Genomic DNA, 20,807 nt, shown 5'->3' on the forward strand with positions numbered 1-20,807 from the left:
CAGGCGGCTGGCGCTGGTGGACATCTCCCTGAATGCAGGCTTGACGCTAGGGTCGCCCGTTCTTGTGGTAAGACATCGTACGTCATTGATTGTTGTTTGGCAATCCAGACGATCTGCGTCGCCCAGAACGGTATTGAAGCGGTCGGGGACGCTGAGGCGGCAGCGCCTCAGTCGGTGCGGCCAGGTGCCCGCAGCAGTCCCTGCAGCAGGGTACGGGCCACGCAACGGTGGAAGGGCATGATTGCAGCCAGATAGAACTCGCCCAGCCAGCGCTTGGTGCGCACGACGGTGGTGACGGTCAGCCATTGGTCGCCGACATCGTCGATATCGCCGACATTGCCGACCTCATTGGCATCACTGGTCGCCTCCGCAGCATGGCCGGATGACTTTTCCACACAGAGACGGAAGTCGAGGTGGCTGTCATCGAGCCCCATCACCACCCGGCGTGGCTCGGCCATCAACAGCGGGAAACCGGCCGGTGCGCCGTTGTCCGACGCGCGCTTCAAGCCCAGCGGTGCCACCAGTCGGTCGCGCAGTGCCAGCAGGGCGCTGATCCAGGCCGGCTGTGCGGCCATCATCCTGGCGGTGATCTCGGTGGTGTTCAACTGCGCCAGTTGCGGCGTGAGCCGGATGCGGAAGCTGTCAGCGAAACCGGCACCGGGCAGCAGGGCCCAGTGGCGCGGTGCCGGTGCGATTTCTTCGGTGTGCTGGAAGCGCGATGCAGGCATGAGGACCTCGATGCGGGTTGAAAAAAAGCCGGTAGCAGGGCTACCGGCTTGCTCATCCGAGCCTACTTGCCGTTGCGCCGCTGCTTTTCCGCCGCGCGGGCGCTGGCGAAGCGCTCGTGGGTTTCCTCAGCCTTGCGGCGCCCGAAGGCGTAGTTGGCTTCCAGCCACATGACATTGATGATGCCGAAGGCCAGCGCCAGGCCGATGCCGAGTATCCAGGCGAAATACCACATGATGTTCTCCTTGTTCCAGATTGCGATTGCGCGTAATCAATACGCCGTATGTTCGTTGTCGTGAATGTCCTTGGCCGTGACCTTGCCCTTGACCACGCGATACACCCAGCCGGTGTAGAGGATGATCAGCGGCAGGAAGATCAGCACCATCCAGAACATCAGGCCCAGGGTCTTGTGGCTGGAGACCGAATCCCACAGGGTCAGGCTGCTCTTCGCATCCAGCGAGGACGGCATGATGAAGGGGAACAGCGACATGCCGGCCGTGAGGATGATGCCGGTCACCGACAGGCCGCTGGCGATGAAGGCCAGGCGGGCACTGCGCACCATGGCCAGCAGCGCTGCCAGCACGGCGCCAGCCACGCCCAGCGCCGGGAACAGCTTGGTCAAGGGCCACTTGGCATAGTTGTCGAACCAGGCGCCGGCGACCACTTCCACGGTCTTGGCCAGGGGTGTGAAGGCGCTGTTGGCGTCGGGCATGGAAGTGATGCGATAACCCGGCATCTGGGCTACCCAGAAGCCGCCGGCCACGAACAGCAGTACGGTGACCAGGGCAGCGCCCATGATGGTCTTGCGCGAACGTTCGGCCACCATGGCGTCGGTCTTGACGAAGGCGAAGGCCGCGCCATGCATCAGCAGCATGGCCACCGACAACAGACCAGCCAGCAGGCCGAAGGGGTTCAACAGGGCAAAGAAGCTGCCGGTGTATTCGACCCGCATGGTGTCGTCGTAGTGGAAGGGCACGCCCAGCAACAGGTTGCCGAACGCCACGCCGCAGATCAGGGGCGGCACGAAGCCACCGATGAACAGGCCCCAGTCCCAGGCATTGCGCCAGCGCGGATCGGCCACCTTGCTGCGGTAGTCGAAACCGACCGGGCGGAAGAACAGCGAGAACAGCAACACCATCAGGGCGATGTAGAAGCCCGAGAAGGCAGTGGCATACACCAGCGGCCAGGCCGCGAAGGTGGCGCCGCCAGCGGTGATGAACCAGGTCTGGTTGCCTTCCCAGGTGGGGCCGATGGAGTTGATCAGGATGCGCCGCTCGGTATCGGTGCGGCCGGCGAAGGGCAGCATCATGCCCACGCCGAAGTCGAAGCCGTCGGTGAGCGCGAAGCCGACGATGAGTACGCCGACGAAGGCCCACCAGATCAGCTTGAGTGTTTCGTAATCGAAGATCATTCTGCTTTCCTCATTTCTTCTGATGGCTTAGTGGCTGCCGGCATTGGCCGACGGATTCAGGGGCGGCGGCAGGACATCGTCGGGGCCGTTTTCGCGGCCCTTGGTTTCCCAGTGGTATTGGCCGGTATGCAGGCTGCTGGGGCCAAGGCGGGCGTACTTCACCATCAGGATCATCTCCACCACCAGCAGGAAGGTGTAGAACAGGATGAAGCCGGCCAGGCTGAAGTAGAGGCTGCCCGGCTGTAGCGAGGAGGCCGACAGGTGGGTCGGCAGGATGCCGGCAATGGTCCAGGGCTGGCGGCCGTATTCGGCCACGATCCAGCCCAGTTCGGCAGCGATCCAGGGCAGCGGGATCGAGATTACGGCCAGGCGCAGCAGCCAGCGTTGCGGGGCCAGCTGCTTCTTGGCCAGGAACCAGAACGAGGCGGCGAAGATGAACAGGAACAGGAAGCCCAGCGCCACCATGCCGCGGAAGGCCCAGAACAGCGGCGCAACCTTGGGGATGGTGTCGTTGACGGCCATGCTGATCTGCTCCGGCGTGGCATCGACCACGTTGTTGGTGTACTTCTTCAGCAGCAGGCCGTAGCCCAGATCCTTCTTGAGCTTGTCGAACGCGGCGCGGGCTTCGGGCGACTTGTCGCCGGACTTCAGCCGGGTCAGCGCGGCATAGGCCAGCATGCCGTTGCGGATGCGGGCTTCGTGTTCCTTCTTGAGGTCCTTGATGCCCAGCACCTGCGTGTCGGCCGAACGGGTGGCGATCAGGCCCAGCACGTAGGGGATCTTGATGGCGTAGTCGGTGCGTTCTTCCTTGTCATTGGGCAGGCCGAACAGGGTCAGGCCGGCCGGGGCGGGGTGGGTGTCCCACTCGGCTTCGATGGCGGCCAGCTTGACCTTGTTGACTTCACCGGCGGTATAGCCCGATTCGTCACCCAGTACGATCACCGAGAGTGTGGCGGCCAGGCCGAAACCGGCGGCCACGGCAAAGGAGCGCAGCGCGAAGGCGGTGTCGCGGGCCTTCAACAGGTACCAGGCCGAGACGCCCAGCACGAACATCGATGCCGTGACATAGCCGGCGGCCACGGTGTGCACGAACTTGACCTGCGCCACCGGGTTGAAGATCACCTCGGTCATGCTGACCAGTTCCATGCGCATGGTCTCGAAGTTGAATTCGGCGCCCACCGGATTGTTCATCCAGCCATTGGCAATCAGGATCCACAGCGCCGACAGGTTCGAGCCCAGCGCCACCAGCACCGTGACCACCAGATGCTGCTTGCGCGAGAGCTTGTCCCAGCCGAAGAAGAACAGGCCGACGAAGGTCGATTCGAGGAAGAAGGCCATCAGCCCTTCGATGGCCAGCGGGGTGCCGAAGATGTCGCCCACGTAGTGCGAATAGTAGGACCAGTTGGTACCGAACTGGAACTCCAGCGTGATGCCGGTGGCCACGCCCATGGCGAAATTGATGCCGAACAGCTTGCCCCAGAAGCGGGTCATGTCCTTGTAGATCTGGTTGCCGGTCATGACGTAGACCGATTCCATGATGACCAGGATCCAGGACAGGCCTAGCGTGAGGGGGACGAACAAGAAGTGATAGAGCGCCGTGACGGCAAACTGCAGCCGTGACAGCGAGACGACTTCATCGATGGGGACCATGTTGTGTTACTCCGGTTGTTTTGTGGCTTCAGATAATGCGGAATTGGCTGAGCTTGAGGAACTGGCGGGAAGGGGGAGAGCGCCCGGCGTGGCGGCCGGCGACGGCGCCAGCATGCGCTGCTCCACGCTTTGCAGCGGCATGCGCATGTGCTTGGCTTCGGGATGGGCAAAGAAGGTCTTGGCCAGTACCGTGATCAGGCCGATCTTGATGATCAGCAACAGGGTGATCTCGACGCCCAGCGGAAGCTGGGTCAGGCGTGGCCATTGCCATTTGCGGGGCGATTGTGTGACTTGCATGACGCTTAGTCCTTCTCGTTGGCGCCGCCGACGCGGAACTTGTCGCGTACATCGAGCAGCTTCTTGACCTTGGAGCCCATCTTCATGAGCGATACCAGTGTTTCGGGCGACAGGCGCTGGACGTCGTCGAACCAGGAACTGGACAGTTCGATCAGCTCATACATCTCGCGCATGCGCTTCTGGACTTCCTTGTCGTCGCGTCCGCCGGGCGACTCCAGCAGGGCGTCGCGCAGCATGGACAGGGTGGGTTCGATCTCGCGGCGGCGGCGTTCTTCCAGCAGCACCTTGAAGATGTCCCAGATATCGCCGGGCGGTTCAAAGTATTCACGCCGGTCGCCCGGCTTGTGCAGCAACTTCACCAGGCGCCAGGACTGCAGTTCCTTGAGGCCCATGCTGACGTTGGAGCGCGAAAAACTGAGGTACTCGGCAATCTCGTCGGCGTTGAGCGCGCGCCCGCAGATGTAGAGCAGGGCATAGATCTGGCCGACTGTGCGATTGATGCCCCAGCGGCTGCCCATTTCGCCGAAATGGCTGATGAAGCGCTGCATGAGCGGGCTGAGTACGTTGTTTTCCATGTTTGTAACTTTTGAAATTTCAGTAATTACTGAAATTTAAATCAGTTGCTTGTCCTATCGCAATGTCACGCACCTGCGTATTTCCTGATAACAGTCATCACGGATGAGAATGACCCGCTCCCGGCGCGGCTGCGCGGGGCGTGGTGGTCTGCAGTCGCCCACCAGGGGTGTGAACGAAACGTCACGAAAGAATCGCGTCTTGTGGACTTCCCGGTTCCTCAAGGACGCAGCCCTGTGTTGCGCTGCATGAAGTTATTTTCACGCTTTCCTACAACTACTGAAGAATTTGGCTGATACGAAACATGATGCGGATCAAATAAGGTGCAATTGCAGCTCATCCGTAGCAATGGATGAGCAATGCCGTGGCTGGCACCATCATTGCGGCCAGGGGCGCGCCATGCCGGCTGGGAGGGGCTCCACGCTGCACGGTTGCGGGGCCTTTCCATTTCCAAGGATGAATTTTATGTTGGGTTTCGATTTCCGCGTGGCCAGAATTGTCTGGACCGTCTTCCTGGTGGCGTTGCTGCTCTACGTCACCTACACCATTTCGGCCACCGTGCTGGTGCTGGTGTTTGCCGTCTTCTTCAGTTACCTGGTCTATCCGCTGGTGGAGCAGATCGAGCGGGTGCGTCCGCCCAGGGTGCCGCGCACGGTGTCCATTGCCGTGGTGTTCGTGCTGGCCATCGGCATCGTGGCGGCGGTGGCGACCGTTTTCGGCGCGCGTATCCAGGAGGAGGCGCTGCGCCTGTCCGAGCAGTTGCCGGCGCTGCTGCGCTCCAATGACGCGGTGTCCAAGCTGCCCTTGCCGGGTTTTGCCGAGCCATTGCGCGCGCGCATCCTGGGCTTCGTGCGCGACCAGTTGGCCAATGGCACCGACCAGGCCATGCCGCTGGCCAAGCAGTTCGGTGTGGGCGTGATGCACGCGGCCAGCAACCTGATCTACCTGGTGCTGGTGCCGGTGATCAGCTTCCTGCTGATCAAGGAGGCGCCGGCCATGCGCGACGAGATGCTGTCCTGGATGAACCGTTCCAACCGCAAGCTGTGGGGCGGCATCATCAAGGACCTCGACGTGCTGCTCTCGCGCTATGTGCGGGCCCTGCTGTTCCTCTCCATTGCCACCTTCGTGGCCTATAGCATCGCCTTTTCGCTGATGGGCGTGCCGTACGCGATGCTGCTGGCGGGATTGGCGGCGGTGCTGGAATTCATTCCCTTCGCCGGGCCGCTGGCGGCCAGCGCGGCGGCGCTGGTGGTGGCCGGTTTCAGCGGTTATGACCACCTGCTGTGGCTGGTTGGCTTCATCGTCGCCTATCGGGTGTTCCAGGATTACGTGCTCAATCCCTACCTGATGAGCGAGGGCGTCGAGGTCAGCCCTCTGATGGTGATCCTGGGTCTGCTGGCCGGTGACCAGCTGGGTGGGGTGGCCGGTATCTTCCTGTCGGTGCCGGTGATGGCAGCGTTGAAGATCATCTTCACCCGTGCCTCGGCGGCGCAGAAGCTGCGACGTGCTGCCGAGGCCCGTGAGGCCGAACTGGCGGCGCAGGCCGCGCAGGAGGCGCTCAGGTCGCCGCCGGCGGCAGAGGCTGCTGAGGTGGTTGCGGTGGCGCCTCTGCCGCCGGCGCGAAGCTGAGGTTGAGGCGTATCCAGCCCGGTTGCGGGCTGGTCACGGTGGCCGCCCCCCTATGCAGGGCCATGATGGCCTTGACGATGGCCAGGCCCAGGCCGTTGGATTCGGTGAAGGCGCTGCGCGAGCGGTCGCCGCGGTAGAAGCGGTCGAACATGCGGGCCATCACCTGCGGGGTGATCGTATCGCTGCGGTTGTCCACCAGGATGCGGCTGCCGCTGGCATCACTGTCGGCCAGGATGCGGATGACGCTGTCGGCCTCGCCATAGCGCACCGCATTGATGACCAGATTGCTCACGGCGCGGCGCCACATGACCAGGTTGGCATGGCATGTGCCCTGCGCCTGCAGTTCAAAGCGCATGCCGCGTTCATCGGCAATCCCTTCGAAGTAGTCCGTGATCTTGCGCAGTTCTTCCTGCAGCTCAAAGCGGGTGCAGTCCACCGCCAGGGTGGCATGGTCGGCCTGGGCCAGGAACAGGATGTTCTCGACGATGCGCGCCAGGCGCTGCAATTCTTCCACATTCGATTCCAGCAGCTGCTCATACTCTTCCGGCGTGCGGCGCTGGCCCAGGGCAACCTGGCTCTGGCCCATCAGCACGTTGATGGGGGTGCGGATTTCATGGGCCAGATCGCCGGAGAACTGGGCCAGGTGGTCGTAGCCGGCTTCCAGTCGATCCAGCATGGCGTTGAAGGACAGGGCCACGCGACGCAGTTCGGCTGGCATGCCGTCTTGCTCGAGCCGGGCCGACAGGTGGTCCGGGGTGATCTGGGCGGCACGCTGGCTCATGGCTTCCAGTGGTTGCAGGCCGCGCCGCAGCAGCAGGAAGCCCAGCAGCGCGGTCAGCACGGTCGCCCCGGTGGCGGCACCGGCGATGCGCCAGCGGTAGCTGCGCATCATCTGGTCTTCCTGCACCATCACGTAGGCGGCGACGATCTCGACCACTTCTCCCTCCTTGCCATCCTTGCCGCCCTTGCCGACATCGGCCAGCGCCGAGACCCAGCGCACGCGCACGCCATCGGCGCGTTCACTGGTCAGCAGGCTGGCCGAGGTGACGGGCATGCGCACCGGTAGCGGCGTCATGGCGGGCGGCATGAGATGGTCGGGATTGCTCTGGATGAAGGGCGCTTCACCCAGGCGGCGGAAGATGCGCACATCCTGCTCATTGCCCATCATGCTCTCGAAGAGGGCCGGACGTTGTTCCATCTGCTCGACGTTGTAGAGGTCGTGCATCAGGTTGCGGAAGTGTTCGACGCGGCCGATCAGCGCCTGGTCGGCCCGCAGTGACAAGGCATCGCTGGCGGCGCGGTCGAGGTAGAAACCCAGGCCGGTGACCACCAGGCTGCTCATCAGTGCGAACAGGGCGGTGACGCGGGCGGTCAGGGTCCAGCCACCGACTGGCGGCGACACCGGAGCGGCGGCGTTCATGGGTCCTCGGAGAACATGTAGCCGACGCTGCGCACGGTGTGGATCAGTTTCTTCTCGAAGGGGGCATCGATCTTGGCGCGCAGGCGCTTGATGGCGACGTCCACCACATTGGTATCGCTGTCGAAGTTCATGTCCCAGATCTGCGACGCGATCACACTGCGCGACAAGGCTTCGCCCTGGCGCTTGATGAGCAGGTGCAGCAGCATGAATTCCTTGTTGGTGAGGGCGATGTGGATGCCCTGGCGCGTGACCTTGTGGCGGATGTGGTCGAGTTGCAGGTCGGCGATCTCGTAGACTTCGGCTTCGCGGGTGACGCCCCGGCGCAGCAGGGTGCGGATGCGCAGCACCAGTTCGGTGAAGGAGAAGGGTTTGACCAGGTAATCGTCGGCGCCCAGTTGCAGGCCACGGATGCGGTCGTCGACATGATCCTTGGCGGTCAGGAAGAGGACCGGCAGGTCGCGCTTGCTACGCAGTGCGCTCATGACCTGCCAGCCGTCCAGGCCGGGCAGCATCACGTCCAGCACCACCAGGTCGTAATCCTGTTCCAGCGCCAGGTGCAGGCCGTCGGTGCCGGTGCGGGCCAGGTCGACGACATAGCCGGATTCGCGCAGGCCCTTGCGCAGGTAGTCCCCGGTCTTGGGGTCGTCTTCGATTACCAGGATGGCCATAGAGAGAATAGGGCGCCGCTGCAAAGGCGGGCAGGATGCAGGAAAATGCTGTTGATTCTAGCAATGGCGGACTTTTTCTTCATGACAAAATTGTCATGAAATTGCCACTTGACTGTCACCGCCTGGCTTTTACCATGGCTTCACATCGGCAAGGCCCAGGCCTTGCCTCCCCCTTTTTTGCCGGAGCGCACCATGCTGATCAAGATTCGTCCCGACCAGATCGAGATTCCAACCGCATCCGAGATCACGCCGCAGGAGGTCTACCTGGCGCGCCGCCGCTTCATGGCCCGCGTGGCGGCTGGTGCGGCGCTGGCCGGCGGCATGGGCGCGCTGCCGCAGGCCTTCGCCCAGCAGGGGCGCAAGTTGCCGGCCAAGCTCAATAACGCCTACGCGGTGATGGACAAGCAGACCGCCTACAAGGACGCCACCAGCTACAACAACTACTACGAGTTTGGGACCGACAAGGCCGACCCAGCCAAGAATGCCGGTACCCTGAAGACCGCGCCCTGGACCATCGACATCGAAGGCGAGGTGAAGAAACCTTTCACCCTGGACCTTGATGCACTGACCAAACTGGCAGCGCTGGAAGAGCGTGTCTATCGCCTGCGCTGCGTCGAAGGCTGGTCGATGGTGATCCCCTGGATCGGCTATTCGCTCTCTGCCCTGATCAAGAAGGCCGAGCCGACCGGCAATGCCAAGTACGTCGAATTCGTCACCCTGGCCGACAAGAAGCAGATGCCCGGCATCAGCGATCCCATCTTGAACTGGCCCTACCGCGAAGGCCTGCGCATGGATGAAGCCAATCACCCGCTGACCCTGCTGACGCTGGGCATGTATGGCGAAGTGCTGCCCAACCAGAACGGTGCGCCGGTGCGCATCATCGTGCCGTGGAAGTACGGCTTCAAGTCGGCCAAGTCCATCGTCAAGATCCGTTTCGTCAAGGAAGAGCCCAAGACCGCCTGGAATAGGTATGCCCCGCAGGAATATGGCTTCTATTCCAACGTCAATCCTGGTGTCGATCACCCGCGCTGGTCGCAGGCCACCGAGCGCCGCATCGGCGAGGATGGCTTCTTCGCGCCCAAGCGCAAGACCCTGATGTTCAACGGCTATAACGACGTGGCCAGCCTCTACAGCGGCATGGACTTGCGCAAGTTCTTCTGATCCTGGACCGCCCATGCCGCTCGCTCCCGCCGTTCTCCGCAATCTGAAACCACGCAGCGTCACGCTGCTGTGGTGGGTATTCCTGGCGCTGACCCTGGTGCCGCTGGCGCGGCTGGTGGTATTTGGCTTTACCGGCGGACTGGGGGCCAATCCGTTGGAATTCATCACCCATAGCACCGGCGACTGGACGCTATATCTGTTCTGCACCACCCTGGCCGTGACACCCCTGCGCAAGATCTCCGGCCTGAACTGGCTGGTGCGCATGCGGCGCATGCTGGGGCTGATGGCTTTTTTCTACCTGTGCCTGCACTTCACGACCTTCGTCTGGTTCGATCACTTCTTCGACCTGGGCGAAATCTGGAAGGACATCGTCAAGCGGCCTTTCATTACCGTCGGCGTGCTGGCACTGGTGCTGACGATTCCACTGGCCATCACCAGCACCAATGGCATGGTGCGCCGCCTGGGCGGCAAGCGCTGGCAGGCGCTGCACCGGCTGGTGTATGTGATCGTGCCGCTGGGCGTGCTGCATTACTGGTGGGACAAGGCCGGCAAGAACCTGATCGCCCAGCCGCTGCTGTTTGCCGTGCTGGTCGCGCTGATGCTGGCCTTGCGTCTGTTCTGGCGCAAGGGCAGGGCGCCGGTGGGGCCGGCTTCTGCACGTTCGCGTCCCTGAGCCGGCCTGGCTCGGGCGCGGCTGCCCACACTCCTTTTTCTTGTCTCATCGACCGTAGCGGAGAATCACCATGACCATCCTGAAACCTGCCGTCCTGGCATCGGCGGCTGCCTTGTGCCTGACGCTGGCATCGCTTGCTTCCCTCTCCACAGCCTATGCGGCGGAGGCTGCCGTGGCCGTGCCGGCGCCGGCTGGCAAGGCCATGCTGGCCTCGAATGCAGCCAGCGAGACCGTGGTGCTGGCCGGAGGCTGCTTCTGGGGCGTGCAGGGGGTGTTCCAGCATACCCAGGGGGTATTGAAGGCCGTTTCCGGCTATGCCGGTGGCAAGGCCGATACCGCCAGCTATTCCATCGTCAGCTCTGGCACCACCGGCCATGCGGAGGCAGTGCAGGTGACCTATGATCCGCGCAAGATTTCCTTTGGTCAGCTGCTGCAGATCTATTTTTCGGTAGCGCACGATCCTACCCAGCTCAATCGCCAGGGCCCGGACCAGGGTACGCAATATCGCTCGGCCATCTTCACCGCCAGCGACGAGCAGAAGCAGGCGGCCCAGGCCTACATTGCGCAGATCAACGCGGCCAAGGTGTTTTCCGCACCGATCGTGACCCAGGTGGCGCCGCTGCAGGGCTTCTACCGTGCCGAGGATTACCATCAGGATTACGCCACCCTGCATCCCAACCAGCCCTACATCGCCTACAACGACCTGCCCAAGATCGGCAACCTGCAGAAGATGTATCCGGCCATCTACCGCGCCGATCCGGTGCTGGTGTTCAAACGCTGACATTGCCCCGCCAGCTAGCGTTCGCCCCCGTGGCGGGCAGGGATGAGACAATACGCCCGTTTGTCTCCCTTGCCCCGTCATGAATCCACACGCCTCTCTTCAGCTCGCCCTCGACCAATTCGACCTGCAGGACTACGCTGCTGCCGAGCAATCGCTGTTTGCCTTGCTTGAACAGCATCCGCAGCACAAGGATGCGCTGCACCTGTTGGGTAGCGTGGCGGCCGCGCAAGGACGTTTCGAGGAGGCTGCACTAGCCTGGCAGCAGGCGCTGCGGCTGGTCGAGCCGGACAGCGAGGAAGCGCTGGCCCTGCGTTATCGCCTGGGCCGCGCCTTCTATGAACAGGGTCGCTTTGAAGATGCCTTCCTGCTCTATCGCGATCTGATCGAGGCGGGCCATCAGCAGGCCGAATTCTTCGTCGCCGCAGCGGCCGCCCTGCAGGCAATGTCACCTTCCGGCAAGAATGACCGGCAGGTGCTGGCCCTGCTGGAGGAGGCCCTCCAGCGCAATCCCGAACAAGCCGACACCTGGCACCGCAAGGCATTGCTGCATGAGCGCGCCGGTCAATGGGAGGCGGCGCGCGACTGCATCCACCAGGCGCTGCGCCTGAACGATCAGTCTGCGCAGCTCTGGCTGGCCGCTGGATTGATTGAGCACGCCCTGGGCGCCTATGAGGAGGCGCTGCGCTACTACGATCAGGCCCTGATTCTCTCGCCGGAGCTGGTGGATGCCCACGTCAGCCGCGGCACCACGCTGGCCCGCCTGCGTGACCATGAGGAGGCCATCGACAGCTATCGCCGCGCCCTGCGCATCGATGCGGGAGATGCCGACGCCCACGTCAACCTGGCGCTCTCCCTGCTTGCCCTGGGCCGGCTGGAAGAGGCGCTGCCCTTGTACGAATGGCGCTGGGAGGGACGCGGCGCCGATCCTTACCGTCATGCGGCGATTCCGGCCTGGAACGGCGGCAGCAGCTTGCACGGCAAACGCATATTGCTGTGGGCTGAGCAAGGGCAGGGCGATACCATCCAGTTCAGCCGTTATGTACTGCAGATGCTCGAGGCGGGTGCCGAGGTGGTGCTGGAGGTGCCGTCCAGCCTGCTGCGGCTGATGCAGGGCCTGTCCTGCGCCACCCGCATCAGGCTGGTAGCGATGGGCGAGGCGTTGCCCGAGGTCGATTTCCAGCTGCCATTGATGAGCCTGCCACTGGTGTGCAATACCTCCCTGGCCACCATTGCCGACAGCCTGTCCGGCCCGTCCTACCTGAGGCCCGATCCGGCCTTGTGCGGACAATGGGAAGCCCGCATCGCAGCGTGCGCTCCCCGTGCCGTGGGGCGGGTGCGCGTCGGCCTGGTCTGTTCCGGGAATCCCGGCAACGTCAATGATGCGCGGCGCTCGATCGCCCTGGAACGCTTCGCCACCCTGGCGCAGGCTCGTGGGGGGCTGGATTTCTTTGTGCTCCAGCCCGACCTGCGCGAGGCCGACGCCCGATGGCTGGAGCAAGCCGGTCCGCATTGGCATGCCCTGGGAGGCGATATCCGTGATTTTGCCGATACGGCGGCCGCCTTGTCCTGCATGGACCTGTTGATCAGCGTCGATACCGCCGCTGCCCACCTGGCCGGGGCGCTCGGTCGGCCGGTGTGGATCGCCTTGCCCCACGCGCCCGACTGGCGCTGGTTCCTGCAACGACACGACTCCCCCTGGTATCCGAGTGCCCGCCTGTTCCGCCAGCAGCAACCCGGCGCGTGGAATGACGTCATCGGCACGCTGCGCGCGGCGTTGGCGGTCGACACCTTCGGTACCTGACGACCCGCCTGGATCCGGGCATGGCATCCCTGCTTGCCTGGACATTCTTCACGCAATCTGAAATTTCTTGGCATTTCTAGAAAAAATTCTAGATTGCGCGAGCACTTCTGCACCAATAGACAATTCGTCACTCCTCGCATTTCCGCGATCATCCAAAGCCCATTCTTGTCCTTGTCGTTGCCTGCTGCCGATCGGCGACAGTGATATTCCGAGCGCGTTGTCGGACGTCACTGACCGGTTGGCCAGTTTCGCTTTGCTCACCGCCTGTGGTGCGTGAAGGAAGCGAATTGCGCGACAACCTGTGGGGACGAGACCAACAGGAAATGATCGCCAATGAACGAGCACACCAGACAACGCGCTTCCCGCCCTTCACAGAGTACCCCGTTCACCCAGCGCCGCCGCGCCGCCAGCCTGGCCGGCATGTTCGCGTTAGCCCTGGCGGGCTGGAGCACCCAGGCCGATGCCACCACCCTGGGTGAGCTGGTGCGGCAGGCGGCCTTCAACAACCCCTCGGCACTGGCGCGGCAGCGCGCCGCCGAAGCCGCAGCCGATGCCGTTTCGGCGGCACGCTGGCAATTCTTCCCCACGCCTTCGCTCTCGGTCGAGCGTGCCGGCATGACCAGTTCCCGCGATATCTCCTACAACGGTGATGACACCGTCGTCACCATGCGCCTGCAGCAGACCTTGTGGTCCGGTGGGCGCCTGTCGGGTCAGCTGGAGCAGGCGGGACATAACCAGCAGTCGGCCGAGGAAGGGCTGCGCGAGCAGCGTTTCCGCCTGGCCGAACAAGTCATTTCGCAATACGGCCTGTGGGTGCGCTCCGACCTGGCCGCCGCCGCCAACCAGAAGAACCTGAAAGCGCTGGAAGATTTCCTCGCACAAAGCCAGCGCAGAGAGAAGGAAGGTGCTGCCGCCCAGGTCGATGTCACGCTGGTGCGCGGTCGTCGCGACCAGGCGCTCACCGATCTGCTGGGAGTCAAGGCGAACCGCCTCTCCGCGCGCCTGCAACTGGAACAACTGGTCGGCCTGCCGCTGAACGATGATGAGCTGCGCGCTGATGTCGACAGGCAGATGATCGGCGAGGATCTGCCCCTGCTGACCGCAGCCATGCTCGACAGCAGCCCCGTGCTCAAGCGCCTGCGCGCAGATGCCAAGGTGCAGGAGGCGGCGATCACGATCCGCAGCGCCTCCTACTGGCCGGAGGTCTATGCCCGCGTGGAGCATCAACGGGGCAACTTCAGTGTCCGCAACCAGCCCAGCAATAATCGTGCGTTTGTCGGCATGCAGATGCAGCTGGGGGCCGGCTTGTCCCTGGGCTCGGAGGTCGCTGCCGCTCAAGGACGCTACCAATCGGCCATGCTGGCCGTGGACGCCGCCCGCCTCGAACTGGTCGCGCAATTGGCCGCGACCTTCACCGAATATCAGCAGGCCGTGGCGCGCGCCAACAATCTGGACGATGTCGGCTTGTCGGCCGAGGACGTGCTGGCCTCCTACACCCGGCAATATCTCTCGGGAAGGCGCTCCTGGCTGGACGTGATGAATGCGGTGCGGGAAGTGGTCCAGGCAGATCTGCAAAAAGCGGATGTGACCGCGCTGATCATTGCCGACGGTCGCAAGCTGCAACTCTGGGCGCACGGATTGGAAGAGGTACGCTGATCCTGGTTGATGCGCCCCGCCGGGAGCGCGTCGCAGGTCGTCGTTCGCCGGGGGAGACATGATCAATAAGACACAGCTGAAGAACGCGATCCGGCGCAAGGAGTTCATCGTCGTCTATCAGCCCATCGTGGCCTTGGCGAGTGGGCACTGTGCGGGCGCCGAAGTGCTGGTGCGGTGGCGACGAGAGGATGGCGCGCTGCTTGCGCCAGACCGCTTCCTGCTCGCCGCCCAGCGGCATGGCTGCCTGGACGCGATCACCGACCTGGTCATCGACCAGGCCATCACCCAGACCGGCGCCATGTTGCGCGATCATCCTGATCTGCATCTGGCCGTCAACGTACCGGCCAATGACATCAACAGCGGCAGGATATTGAACGTCATCGCTAGAAAGCTGGCCGGCAGCGGCATTGCCTGCAAGCAGTTGTGGTTGGAGGTCACCGAGGGGTGCAGCATGGAATTGCCGGCCTGCCTGGAGACCCTTTCTCGTGCCCGCAGCAACGGTCACGTCATTGCTCTGGATGATTTCGGTACCGGTTATTCCTGCCTGCGCTACCTGCATGAGCTGCCTTGTGACGTGTTGAAACTGGATCGTTCCTTCGTTGCCAGCATCGGAGCGGATGCCATGCCGCACCCGGTGACGGCATGCATCATCGAGATGGCCCGGCAACTCAGGCTCAGGATAGTCGCCGAGGGCGTTGAGACACCCGAGCAAGCTTGCTACCTGAAACGGGCCGGCGTTGATTTTGCACAGGGATGGTTCTTCGCCAGGCCGATGCCGGCTTCGGATTTTCTGGGTCATTGCGGATTCGAGGCACCGATGTCGACCGTGTCGCCGGCTGAATCCCGTCTGCCGCTGGCCACGCCGGCGTCGGCGCCGGTGAAGATTCTGGCCGGAGCGTCACCGGCCGGTGACATGGCACCGAGGTTGATCATCGGTAAAGAGCTATTGGAGGTGATGAAGCATTGACGGATTGTCGCCGAAATTTTGAATTTATCCCTCCCTAAGGAACAATTTCGCAAAGAGGTATCCCTCTATAAAGTTAGTTTTGCGCTGCTGTTCATGGTCTTGCAGCAATGCTGTCACCGGCACCGACTCATTGTCAGGTTCTTAGGTGGCGAAGAGTGTCAGGCTCCCCGCGATTTCGGCAGAACTCACGGGGAGTTTTTTTATGCAGTACTGAGGGAACGAGGTGCAGCTCTTGTCGGAGATTGGGAATGATCTCAACAGTATATTTTTTTCGCAATTTGTCTCGCCTAACGACGTCGCACCGCGCGCTTATTGGATAGTGAAAATTCGAACAAATATAAGTGTAATTTTCTAAGTAAATAATGATGAATAAAAATATTTAATGCACTAAAAGACAATTAAATATTTATATATTTTCAAACATCATAGCCCTCACTTGACGATCTGCCGCAGCGCAATGATGGATGCGTTTCCTTTTGGTAGTTGCCTGCATCCGCCGGCATGGCGATGCGCTATCGATAACCGGGAATGCTGACGTTTCAGTCATCGCGGAATGCATCGTCGGAGGGCTTTCTTCCTGCTTCTGCTTTCTCTTCGATCAAGTCGAGCTTGTCCTGATGACGCGTTGCCTTTCGCTTCTCCAAATCGGTAAGCGGATTGTTGCGCTCGATACCACACCTAACGAATCGCCATGAGAAAGAACGTTCTTCGTCATCCTCGCCACCGACCGCATGCGTCGCCCAGGCTGGCTACACCATCGCACGACATGGGTCGCCTCAGTGTCCGTAACCTTCGCCTCCCGGGAGTCACGCCATGAGCGAGCTTGCATCCTCCCTGTCGTGGGCGCTCATGACCGTCGCACGACGCCAGGGCGTCGTCATCGACAGCGTCCGACTCAATGCCGCGATTGCCGCGGCGATGAAGAAATCCGGTGGTACTTCCATCGACATCAATTCCCTGTGCGCTGCCCTGAGCCTGCCCAAGGCCCAGCTTCTCAAGGTCCCTGAGCGTAGCCAGCTGCCGGTGCTCGGCATCATGCAGGAACGAGGCTGGGGCCTCGTCGTCGATCAGCGTCCTGACGGCCGCTGGATCTTCATCAGCGAGGAAGGGCATGCGTTGATCGGTGATAGCGATCTGGTGGACGGTGTCTTCAAGATCGATTTTTCCGTTCTCGCAGCCAAGGATGGTCAGAATGGATTCGAGCGCGTCTTCAAGGAGGCCCTTGCCGAATTCCGGCCGGTCTTCCTTGAGGTCGTCCTGGCGTCGGTCGTGATGAGCATCATCGCCCTGGGCGCCTCGATCTTTTCCATGCAGGTCTATGACCGCGTCATCCCCACGCATGGCGTCGCCACGCTGATCGTGCTGGCCATCGGCGTCGGACTTGCCATCCTGTTCGAGCTGGGGATGAAGTTCGCCCGCTCGCACATCATGGATACCGTCGTCTCGGGTCTGGATGCCAAGCTTTCACAGGCACTCTTCGAACGCCTGCTGTCCGTCCGCGTGGACCAACTGCCCGGCTCGGTAGGTAGTCTCGCTGGCCAGTTGCGCGGCTATGAACAGATCCGCTCCTTCTACACTTCCCAGACCCTGTTCACCCTGGTCGACCTGCCGTTGGGCCTGCTGTTCGTGCTGGTGATCGCCTTCATTGCCAGCCCATGGATGGCCGCAGTGCCGACCCTGTTCGGCTTGGCCGCCATCGCCATCGGTTACCTCTCCAACCGCAAGGTGGTGCGTCTGGCGGACAAGAGTGCCGCCGCCTCCAACCTCAAGACCGGGCTGCTGGTGGAAACCGTCGAAGGCGTCGAGACCATCAAATCGGGCTCGGGCGGCTGGAAGTTCCTCTCGCGCTGGATTGACGTCAGTGCCGAATCGATCCGCAGCGACATGGCCATGCGCGCCATCGGTGACCATGCCGGTTACATCGCCGCCACGTTGCAGCAACTGAGTTACTCGACCACGGTGATCGTCGGCTCCTTCCTTGTCATCAATGGTCAGATCACCATGGGTGCGCTGATCGCCTGCTCCATCCTCGGTGGCCGCATCCTGGCGCCGGTGGCGATGATCCCGGGCCTGATGGTGCAGCGCGCCCACACCAAGGCGACCCTGGCCGGTCTCGAAAAGATCTATGCCCTGCAGACTGATCAGGGTGACGAGCGGCAATTGACCCCCGACAGTCTGCGTGGTGAGTTCCGCGTGGAAGATGCCAAGTTCACCTACGCCGGCAGCCTGCTCAACGCCATGACGATCGACCAGCTTTCCATCGAGGCCGGCGAGCGGGTCGCCATCCTGGGCCCGATCGGTGCCGGCAAGTCGACCATCCTGCGCCTGCTGTCGGGCTTGTATCGTCCGCAGCAGGGCCGCATCCTGATCGACGGTCTGGACATTGCCAATATCAATCGCCTGACCTTGAACCAGCATATCGGTTACCTGCAACAGGACCATCGACTGTTCGTCGGTACCCTGCGCGAGAACCTGCTGATCGGCCTGCCCGATCCGGGGGATGAGGTATTGCGCCGCGTGATGGAGCGCACTGGATTGCTGCGCCTGGTCGCGGCACATCCGAAAGGGCTGGACCTGCCTATCCAGGAGGGCGGTCGCGGACTGTCCGGTGGTCAGCGTCAGTTGGTGGCATTTACCCGCCTGCTTTTGTGCCGGCCGGACATCTTCCTGCTTGATGAGCCTACCGCCTCCATGGACGAAGACCTGGAGCGTCACTGCCTGAGTGTTCTCAATGAAGAAATCAACGGTGGCCGCACGCTCGTCGTAGTCACTCACAAACCTGCATTCCTGCCGATGGTCGAGCGCGTGATCGTGGTCGTCGGCAACCGCATCGTATTGGATGGTGCGCGCGATGCCGTACTGGCCCGCCTGCGCGGTGAAGCACCGGCTGCATCCCCCGATGTCATTGGGGGAGGTGCGCAATGAATTTGCCCATGAAAAACGCCAACACACATCATCCGCTGGTTTCGGCGCGCTGGATGCTGCGCCTGTCCATGGCCAGCGTTGTCCTGTTACTCGTCTGGGCAGCGTTGAGTCATATCGATCAGGTTAACCTCAGTGTCAACAGCGAGACGCTCAGTTTCAAGCTCGATACCGCCTCAGCGGCCAAACCGAGCTTGTCGCTCCTGAACGATGCAGGCTCATCGGCCACCGACAAGACCACCAATGACGGCACCGTGAAGGTGGATGGACTGGAAGTCGGCGCGACCTGGCAATACAGCCTCAACAATGGTCTGACCTGGCTGGATGGTAGCGGCAACACCGTCAAGCTCACCGGCGACGGCAGCAAGGTGGTACAGGTCCAGCAGTTCGACGTCGCAGGTAACAGGAGTGCGATCAGCGACAGTCTGAGTTTCACCCTTGATTCAGTCGCGCCGGTCGCACCGGCAGCAGCGCTGGCAGTGGTCACGTCCACGACCAACAGCCGGCTCACCAATAACGGCACCATCAACGTCACCGGGGTGGAAGGTGGCGCAACCTGGCAATACAGCGTCGATGGGACGAACTGGTTGGACGGCAGTGGTAGCAGCTTCAGGTTCAAGGGGGCCGTTGACGGGGGTGGCAACACCGACGGCGCCAAGAAGATCCAGGTTCGTCAAACCGATCTGGCCGGCAACACCGGTCCGGCCAGCGTGGCGTTCAACTTTACCCTCGATACCACGCCACCAGCCAAGATCGGCGCGACCCTGGCCACCAGCAAGACCCTTGTCGATGGCAACAAGCTCACCAATGACGGCACCATCAACATCGCTGCCCTGGAAGCCCTTGCCACCTGGCAGTACAGCACTGATAACGGCACCAGCTGGACCACCGCCAGCGGCAGCAATGTCAAGATAAAGGGAGCGGTCGACGGCAGCGGGGCTACCGATGGCGACAAGAAGGTGCTGGTACGCCAGGTAGATGCGGCCGGTAATCCCGGCCCCAACAGCGATGCGCTGAACTTCAAGCTCGATACGATGGTTCCGGCCACATTGACCCTGGGGTTGGCCACCAATAGCGGAGATATTCGTTCGGACGCGGTATCAATGCCGGCGATATCTTCTCGATGGCGCATCAGGGCGGCAGTTTCGTCAAGGGCGGCAATTTCAAGTTCACCACGCCGGATAGCAGCAAGCTGACGATGACCGGGACAGGTGGGTTCTACACCGGCAACACCGATGTCTATGCGCTCAAGAACCAGGACGCGTCGCAGAGCTATGACATCGGCAATATCCACCTCCTGTACGAGTTGCCGACCACCAACGCCAACTCGCTGCCGATGGTCAATATCAGGTACAACGGCATGCAAGCCGTTGCAGGTGACGTGCTGGCGCTGTACGAGGGTGACAAGCTGCTGGGCCAGCGCGTGCTGACCGACGCCGATGTCGGCCGCGCCAGCGTGATGTTAGGGGTCACCGTGACCAGCAGCCTGGGCAGTGGCGATCACGTCATCACGCCCAAGTTCATCGACCTGGCTGGCAACGTCGCCAACGCCACCGATATCACCCTCTCGCTCGCTGCCGGCACCACCGTGCCGACGCTGACCAATCTGCGGGTCAGCGGTGAATCGCCCACGAGCCAGCCCATCAACGGCTCGGCGACCAAGTACGCGGTGATCTCGGAAACGCCGATAGTGGCCGGCGGGGCGGCCGACCAGAATCTCACCTTTGCCGGCACCGTGGGCAAGGCGGGCAGCGGCGAAAGCTATCTGATCTCGGTCTCCATGGGCGGCAAGATCGTGGCATTCGACCAGTTCGCAGCGGGAGACTTTTCGTTGACCACCCCGGCCAACGTTCTGGCGCCTGGCATGTACAAGGATCTCAGCATCTCGGCCACCAACCTCACCTCCGGGGTCAACAATGGTCAGACGACGGTGGTGAAGGATCAATCGCTGGGCTGGTACTGGGTGCCGCAGAACCTGGATGGCATTCTTGCCGGCGGCGGCGATGACGTGATTCCGTTGGGTGTCACCAGCAAGGGGATCGACACCCTCATCCAGACCGGGGTCGGCAAGGATACCGTGATGGTGGGCGCCTACGGCAATACCAATGTCGCCAAGATGGTGGCGACGGTCACTGATTTCACGTTGGGGCAGGACAAGGTCGCCGTCTTCGGGCAAACCGTGACCAAGGCCAACCTCGACACCTTCGTCAAGGCCTCTTCTTACAACAACGTGTCCACCAAGCTGCTGATCGATCTGGATGGTCCCGGCTCCGGCACCACGTCCTACACCCTGTATCTCCAGAACGTGGCGTACCACCCCAACAGTGTCGCGACCATCTTCGGAGTGTGAATGTAGCAAGGTATCGATAACAGGCAATCTCACCAGCGCATCGGATGGACCGGTGTGCTGAGCACCCCACAGGACGGCGGCGACAGGGCCGCCATCCACGGATTTCAATCAAGAACCTCAAT

Annotated in this window: 18 protein-coding genes; 10 read left to right on the plus strand and 8 right to left on the minus strand. The window is 62.2% G+C overall.

Annotated elements, in window-relative coordinates; genetic code table 11:
- Window positions 1-167: 167 nt before the first annotated feature.
- The 6 genes from I5R65_RS14095 to I5R65_RS14120 form a co-directional block, all read right to left on the minus strand.
- Window positions 168-728, minus strand: a complete 561-nt coding sequence (locus tag I5R65_RS14095; RefSeq protein ID WP_180668270.1) for a DUF2867 domain-containing protein — start codon at window positions 726-728, stop codon at window positions 168-170.
- Window positions 729-790: 62 nt separating this feature from the next.
- Window positions 791-961 (minus strand): cytochrome bd-I oxidase subunit CydX, encoded by a 171-nt coding sequence (gene cydX, locus I5R65_RS14100; protein WP_006464422.1) that lies wholly within the window; start codon window positions 959-961, stop codon window positions 791-793.
- A 36-nt stretch (window positions 962-997) separates the two neighbouring features.
- Entirely contained in the window at window positions 998-2,137 is a 1,140-nt protein-coding gene (cydB, locus tag I5R65_RS14105) for a cytochrome d ubiquinol oxidase subunit II (protein ID WP_180668271.1), read from the minus strand.
- Window positions 2,138-2,164: 27 nt separating this feature from the next.
- Entirely contained in the window at window positions 2,165-3,787 is a 1,623-nt protein-coding gene (locus I5R65_RS14110; protein ID WP_180668272.1) for a cytochrome ubiquinol oxidase subunit I, read from the minus strand.
- Between the two features lie 6 nt (window positions 3,788-3,793).
- Entirely contained in the window at window positions 3,794-4,084 is a 291-nt protein-coding gene (locus I5R65_RS14115; RefSeq protein WP_231395176.1) for a hypothetical protein, read from the minus strand.
- Between the two features lie 5 nt (window positions 4,085-4,089).
- Window positions 4,090-4,659, minus strand: a complete 570-nt coding sequence (locus I5R65_RS14120) for a GbsR/MarR family transcriptional regulator (RefSeq protein WP_102664443.1) — start codon at window positions 4,657-4,659, stop codon at window positions 4,090-4,092.
- A gap of 463 nt (window positions 4,660-5,122) precedes the next feature.
- Between I5R65_RS14120 and I5R65_RS14125 the strand changes: the two genes are divergently transcribed.
- Window positions 5,123-6,286, plus strand: coding sequence for an AI-2E family transporter (locus I5R65_RS14125; RefSeq protein ID WP_180668273.1), 1,164 nt, complete (start codon window positions 5,123-5,125; stop codon window positions 6,284-6,286).
- Here the strand turns inward: I5R65_RS14125 and I5R65_RS14130 are convergent.
- A complete protein-coding gene (locus I5R65_RS14130; RefSeq protein ID WP_180668274.1) occupies window positions 6,216-7,706 on the minus strand; it encodes a heavy metal sensor histidine kinase in 1,491 nt (496 codons plus the stop codon). The genes I5R65_RS14125 and I5R65_RS14130 overlap by 71 nt on opposite strands.
- A complete protein-coding gene (locus I5R65_RS14135; protein WP_180668275.1) occupies window positions 7,703-8,374 on the minus strand; it encodes a heavy metal response regulator transcription factor in 672 nt (223 codons plus the stop codon). The genes I5R65_RS14130 and I5R65_RS14135 overlap by 4 nt, the downstream gene beginning before the upstream one ends.
- Window positions 8,375-8,566: 192 nt before the next feature.
- On the opposite strand from I5R65_RS14135, the gene msrP reads away from it, so the two are divergent.
- The 9 genes from msrP to I5R65_RS14180 all read left to right on the plus strand — a co-directional run bounded on the left by msrP (window position 8,567) and on the right by I5R65_RS14180 (window position 20,685).
- Window positions 8,567-9,535, plus strand: coding sequence for a protein-methionine-sulfoxide reductase catalytic subunit MsrP (gene msrP, locus I5R65_RS14140; protein ID WP_180668276.1), 969 nt, complete (start codon window positions 8,567-8,569; stop codon window positions 9,533-9,535).
- Between the two features lie 13 nt (window positions 9,536-9,548).
- Window positions 9,549-10,208, plus strand: coding sequence for a sulfite oxidase heme-binding subunit YedZ (locus I5R65_RS14145; protein WP_180668277.1), 660 nt, complete (start codon window positions 9,549-9,551; stop codon window positions 10,206-10,208).
- Between the two features lie 70 nt (window positions 10,209-10,278).
- The gene (msrA, locus tag I5R65_RS14150; RefSeq protein ID WP_180668278.1) at window positions 10,279-10,989 is read left to right on the plus strand and encodes a peptide-methionine (S)-S-oxide reductase MsrA; all 711 of its coding nucleotides are present in this window, start codon (window positions 10,279-10,281) and stop codon (window positions 10,987-10,989) included.
- A gap of 79 nt (window positions 10,990-11,068) precedes the next feature.
- Entirely contained in the window at window positions 11,069-12,790 is a 1,722-nt protein-coding gene (locus I5R65_RS14155; RefSeq protein WP_180668279.1) for a tetratricopeptide repeat protein, read from the plus strand.
- Window positions 12,791-13,123: 333 nt separating this feature from the next.
- Entirely contained in the window at window positions 13,124-14,446 is a 1,323-nt protein-coding gene (locus tag I5R65_RS14160) for a TolC family protein (RefSeq protein ID WP_231395177.1), read from the plus strand.
- 58 nt (window positions 14,447-14,504) lie between these two features.
- The gene (locus I5R65_RS14165; RefSeq protein WP_180668280.1) at window positions 14,505-15,413 is read left to right on the plus strand and encodes an EAL domain-containing protein; all 909 of its coding nucleotides are present in this window, start codon (window positions 14,505-14,507) and stop codon (window positions 15,411-15,413) included.
- A gap of 813 nt (window positions 15,414-16,226) precedes the next feature.
- On the plus strand, window positions 16,227-18,338 hold the full coding sequence (locus I5R65_RS14170; protein ID WP_180668281.1) for an ATP-binding cassette domain-containing protein: 2,112 nt from the start codon (window positions 16,227-16,229) through the stop codon (window positions 18,336-18,338).
- Between the two features lie 8 nt (window positions 18,339-18,346).
- Entirely contained in the window at window positions 18,347-19,531 is a 1,185-nt protein-coding gene (locus tag I5R65_RS14175; protein ID WP_180668282.1) for a hypothetical protein, read from the plus strand.
- Window positions 19,459-20,685 (plus strand): hypothetical protein, encoded by a 1,227-nt coding sequence (locus I5R65_RS14180; RefSeq protein ID WP_180668283.1) that lies wholly within the window; start codon window positions 19,459-19,461, stop codon window positions 20,683-20,685. The genes I5R65_RS14175 and I5R65_RS14180 overlap by 73 nt, the downstream gene beginning before the upstream one ends.
- Window positions 20,686-20,807: the final 122 nt, after the last annotated feature.

Origin of the sequence: Herbaspirillum sp. AP02 (genome assembly GCF_015767275.1) — a bacterium.
GTDB lineage: Bacteria > Pseudomonadota > Gammaproteobacteria > Burkholderiales > Burkholderiaceae_D > Herbaspirillum.

Bases quoted from the DNA above. Each gene is read 5' to 3' on its own strand.
- I5R65_RS14095 (WP_180668270.1), bottom strand. From the start codon at position 728: ATGCCTGCATCGCGCTTCCAGCACACCGAAGAAATCGCACCGGCACCG.
- cydX (WP_006464422.1), bottom strand. From the start codon at position 961: ATGTGGTATTTCGCCTGGATACTCGGCATCGGCCTGGCGCTGGCCTTC.
- cydB (WP_180668271.1), bottom strand. From the start codon at position 2,137: ATGATCTTCGATTACGAAACACTCAAGCTGATCTGGTGGGCCTTCGTC.
- I5R65_RS14110 (WP_180668272.1), bottom strand. From the start codon at position 3,787: ATGGTCCCCATCGATGAAGTCGTCTCGCTGTCACGGCTGCAGTTTGCC.
- I5R65_RS14115 (WP_231395176.1), bottom strand. From the start codon at position 4,084: ATGCAAGTCACACAATCGCCCCGCAAATGGCAATGGCCACGCCTGACC.
- I5R65_RS14120 (WP_102664443.1), bottom strand. From the start codon at position 4,659: ATGGAAAACAACGTACTCAGCCCGCTCATGCAGCGCTTCATCAGCCAT.
- I5R65_RS14125 (WP_180668273.1), top strand. From the start codon at position 5,123: ATGTTGGGTTTCGATTTCCGCGTGGCCAGAATTGTCTGGACCGTCTTC.
- I5R65_RS14130 (WP_180668274.1), bottom strand. From the start codon at position 7,706: ATGAACGCCGCCGCTCCGGTGTCGCCGCCAGTCGGTGGCTGGACCCTG.
- I5R65_RS14135 (WP_180668275.1), bottom strand. From the start codon at position 8,374: ATGGCCATCCTGGTAATCGAAGACGACCCCAAGACCGGGGACTACCTG.
- msrP (WP_180668276.1), top strand. From the start codon at position 8,567: ATGCTGATCAAGATTCGTCCCGACCAGATCGAGATTCCAACCGCATCC.
- I5R65_RS14145 (WP_180668277.1), top strand. From the start codon at position 9,549: ATGCCGCTCGCTCCCGCCGTTCTCCGCAATCTGAAACCACGCAGCGTC.
- msrA (WP_180668278.1), top strand. From the start codon at position 10,279: ATGACCATCCTGAAACCTGCCGTCCTGGCATCGGCGGCTGCCTTGTGC.
- I5R65_RS14155 (WP_180668279.1), top strand. From the start codon at position 11,069: ATGAATCCACACGCCTCTCTTCAGCTCGCCCTCGACCAATTCGACCTG.
- I5R65_RS14160 (WP_231395177.1), top strand. From the start codon at position 13,124: ATGAACGAGCACACCAGACAACGCGCTTCCCGCCCTTCACAGAGTACC.
- I5R65_RS14165 (WP_180668280.1), top strand. From the start codon at position 14,505: ATGATCAATAAGACACAGCTGAAGAACGCGATCCGGCGCAAGGAGTTC.
- I5R65_RS14170 (WP_180668281.1), top strand. From the start codon at position 16,227: ATGAGCGAGCTTGCATCCTCCCTGTCGTGGGCGCTCATGACCGTCGCA.
- I5R65_RS14175 (WP_180668282.1), top strand. From the start codon at position 18,347: ATGAAAAACGCCAACACACATCATCCGCTGGTTTCGGCGCGCTGGATG.
- I5R65_RS14180 (WP_180668283.1), top strand. From the start codon at position 19,459: ATGGCGCATCAGGGCGGCAGTTTCGTCAAGGGCGGCAATTTCAAGTTC.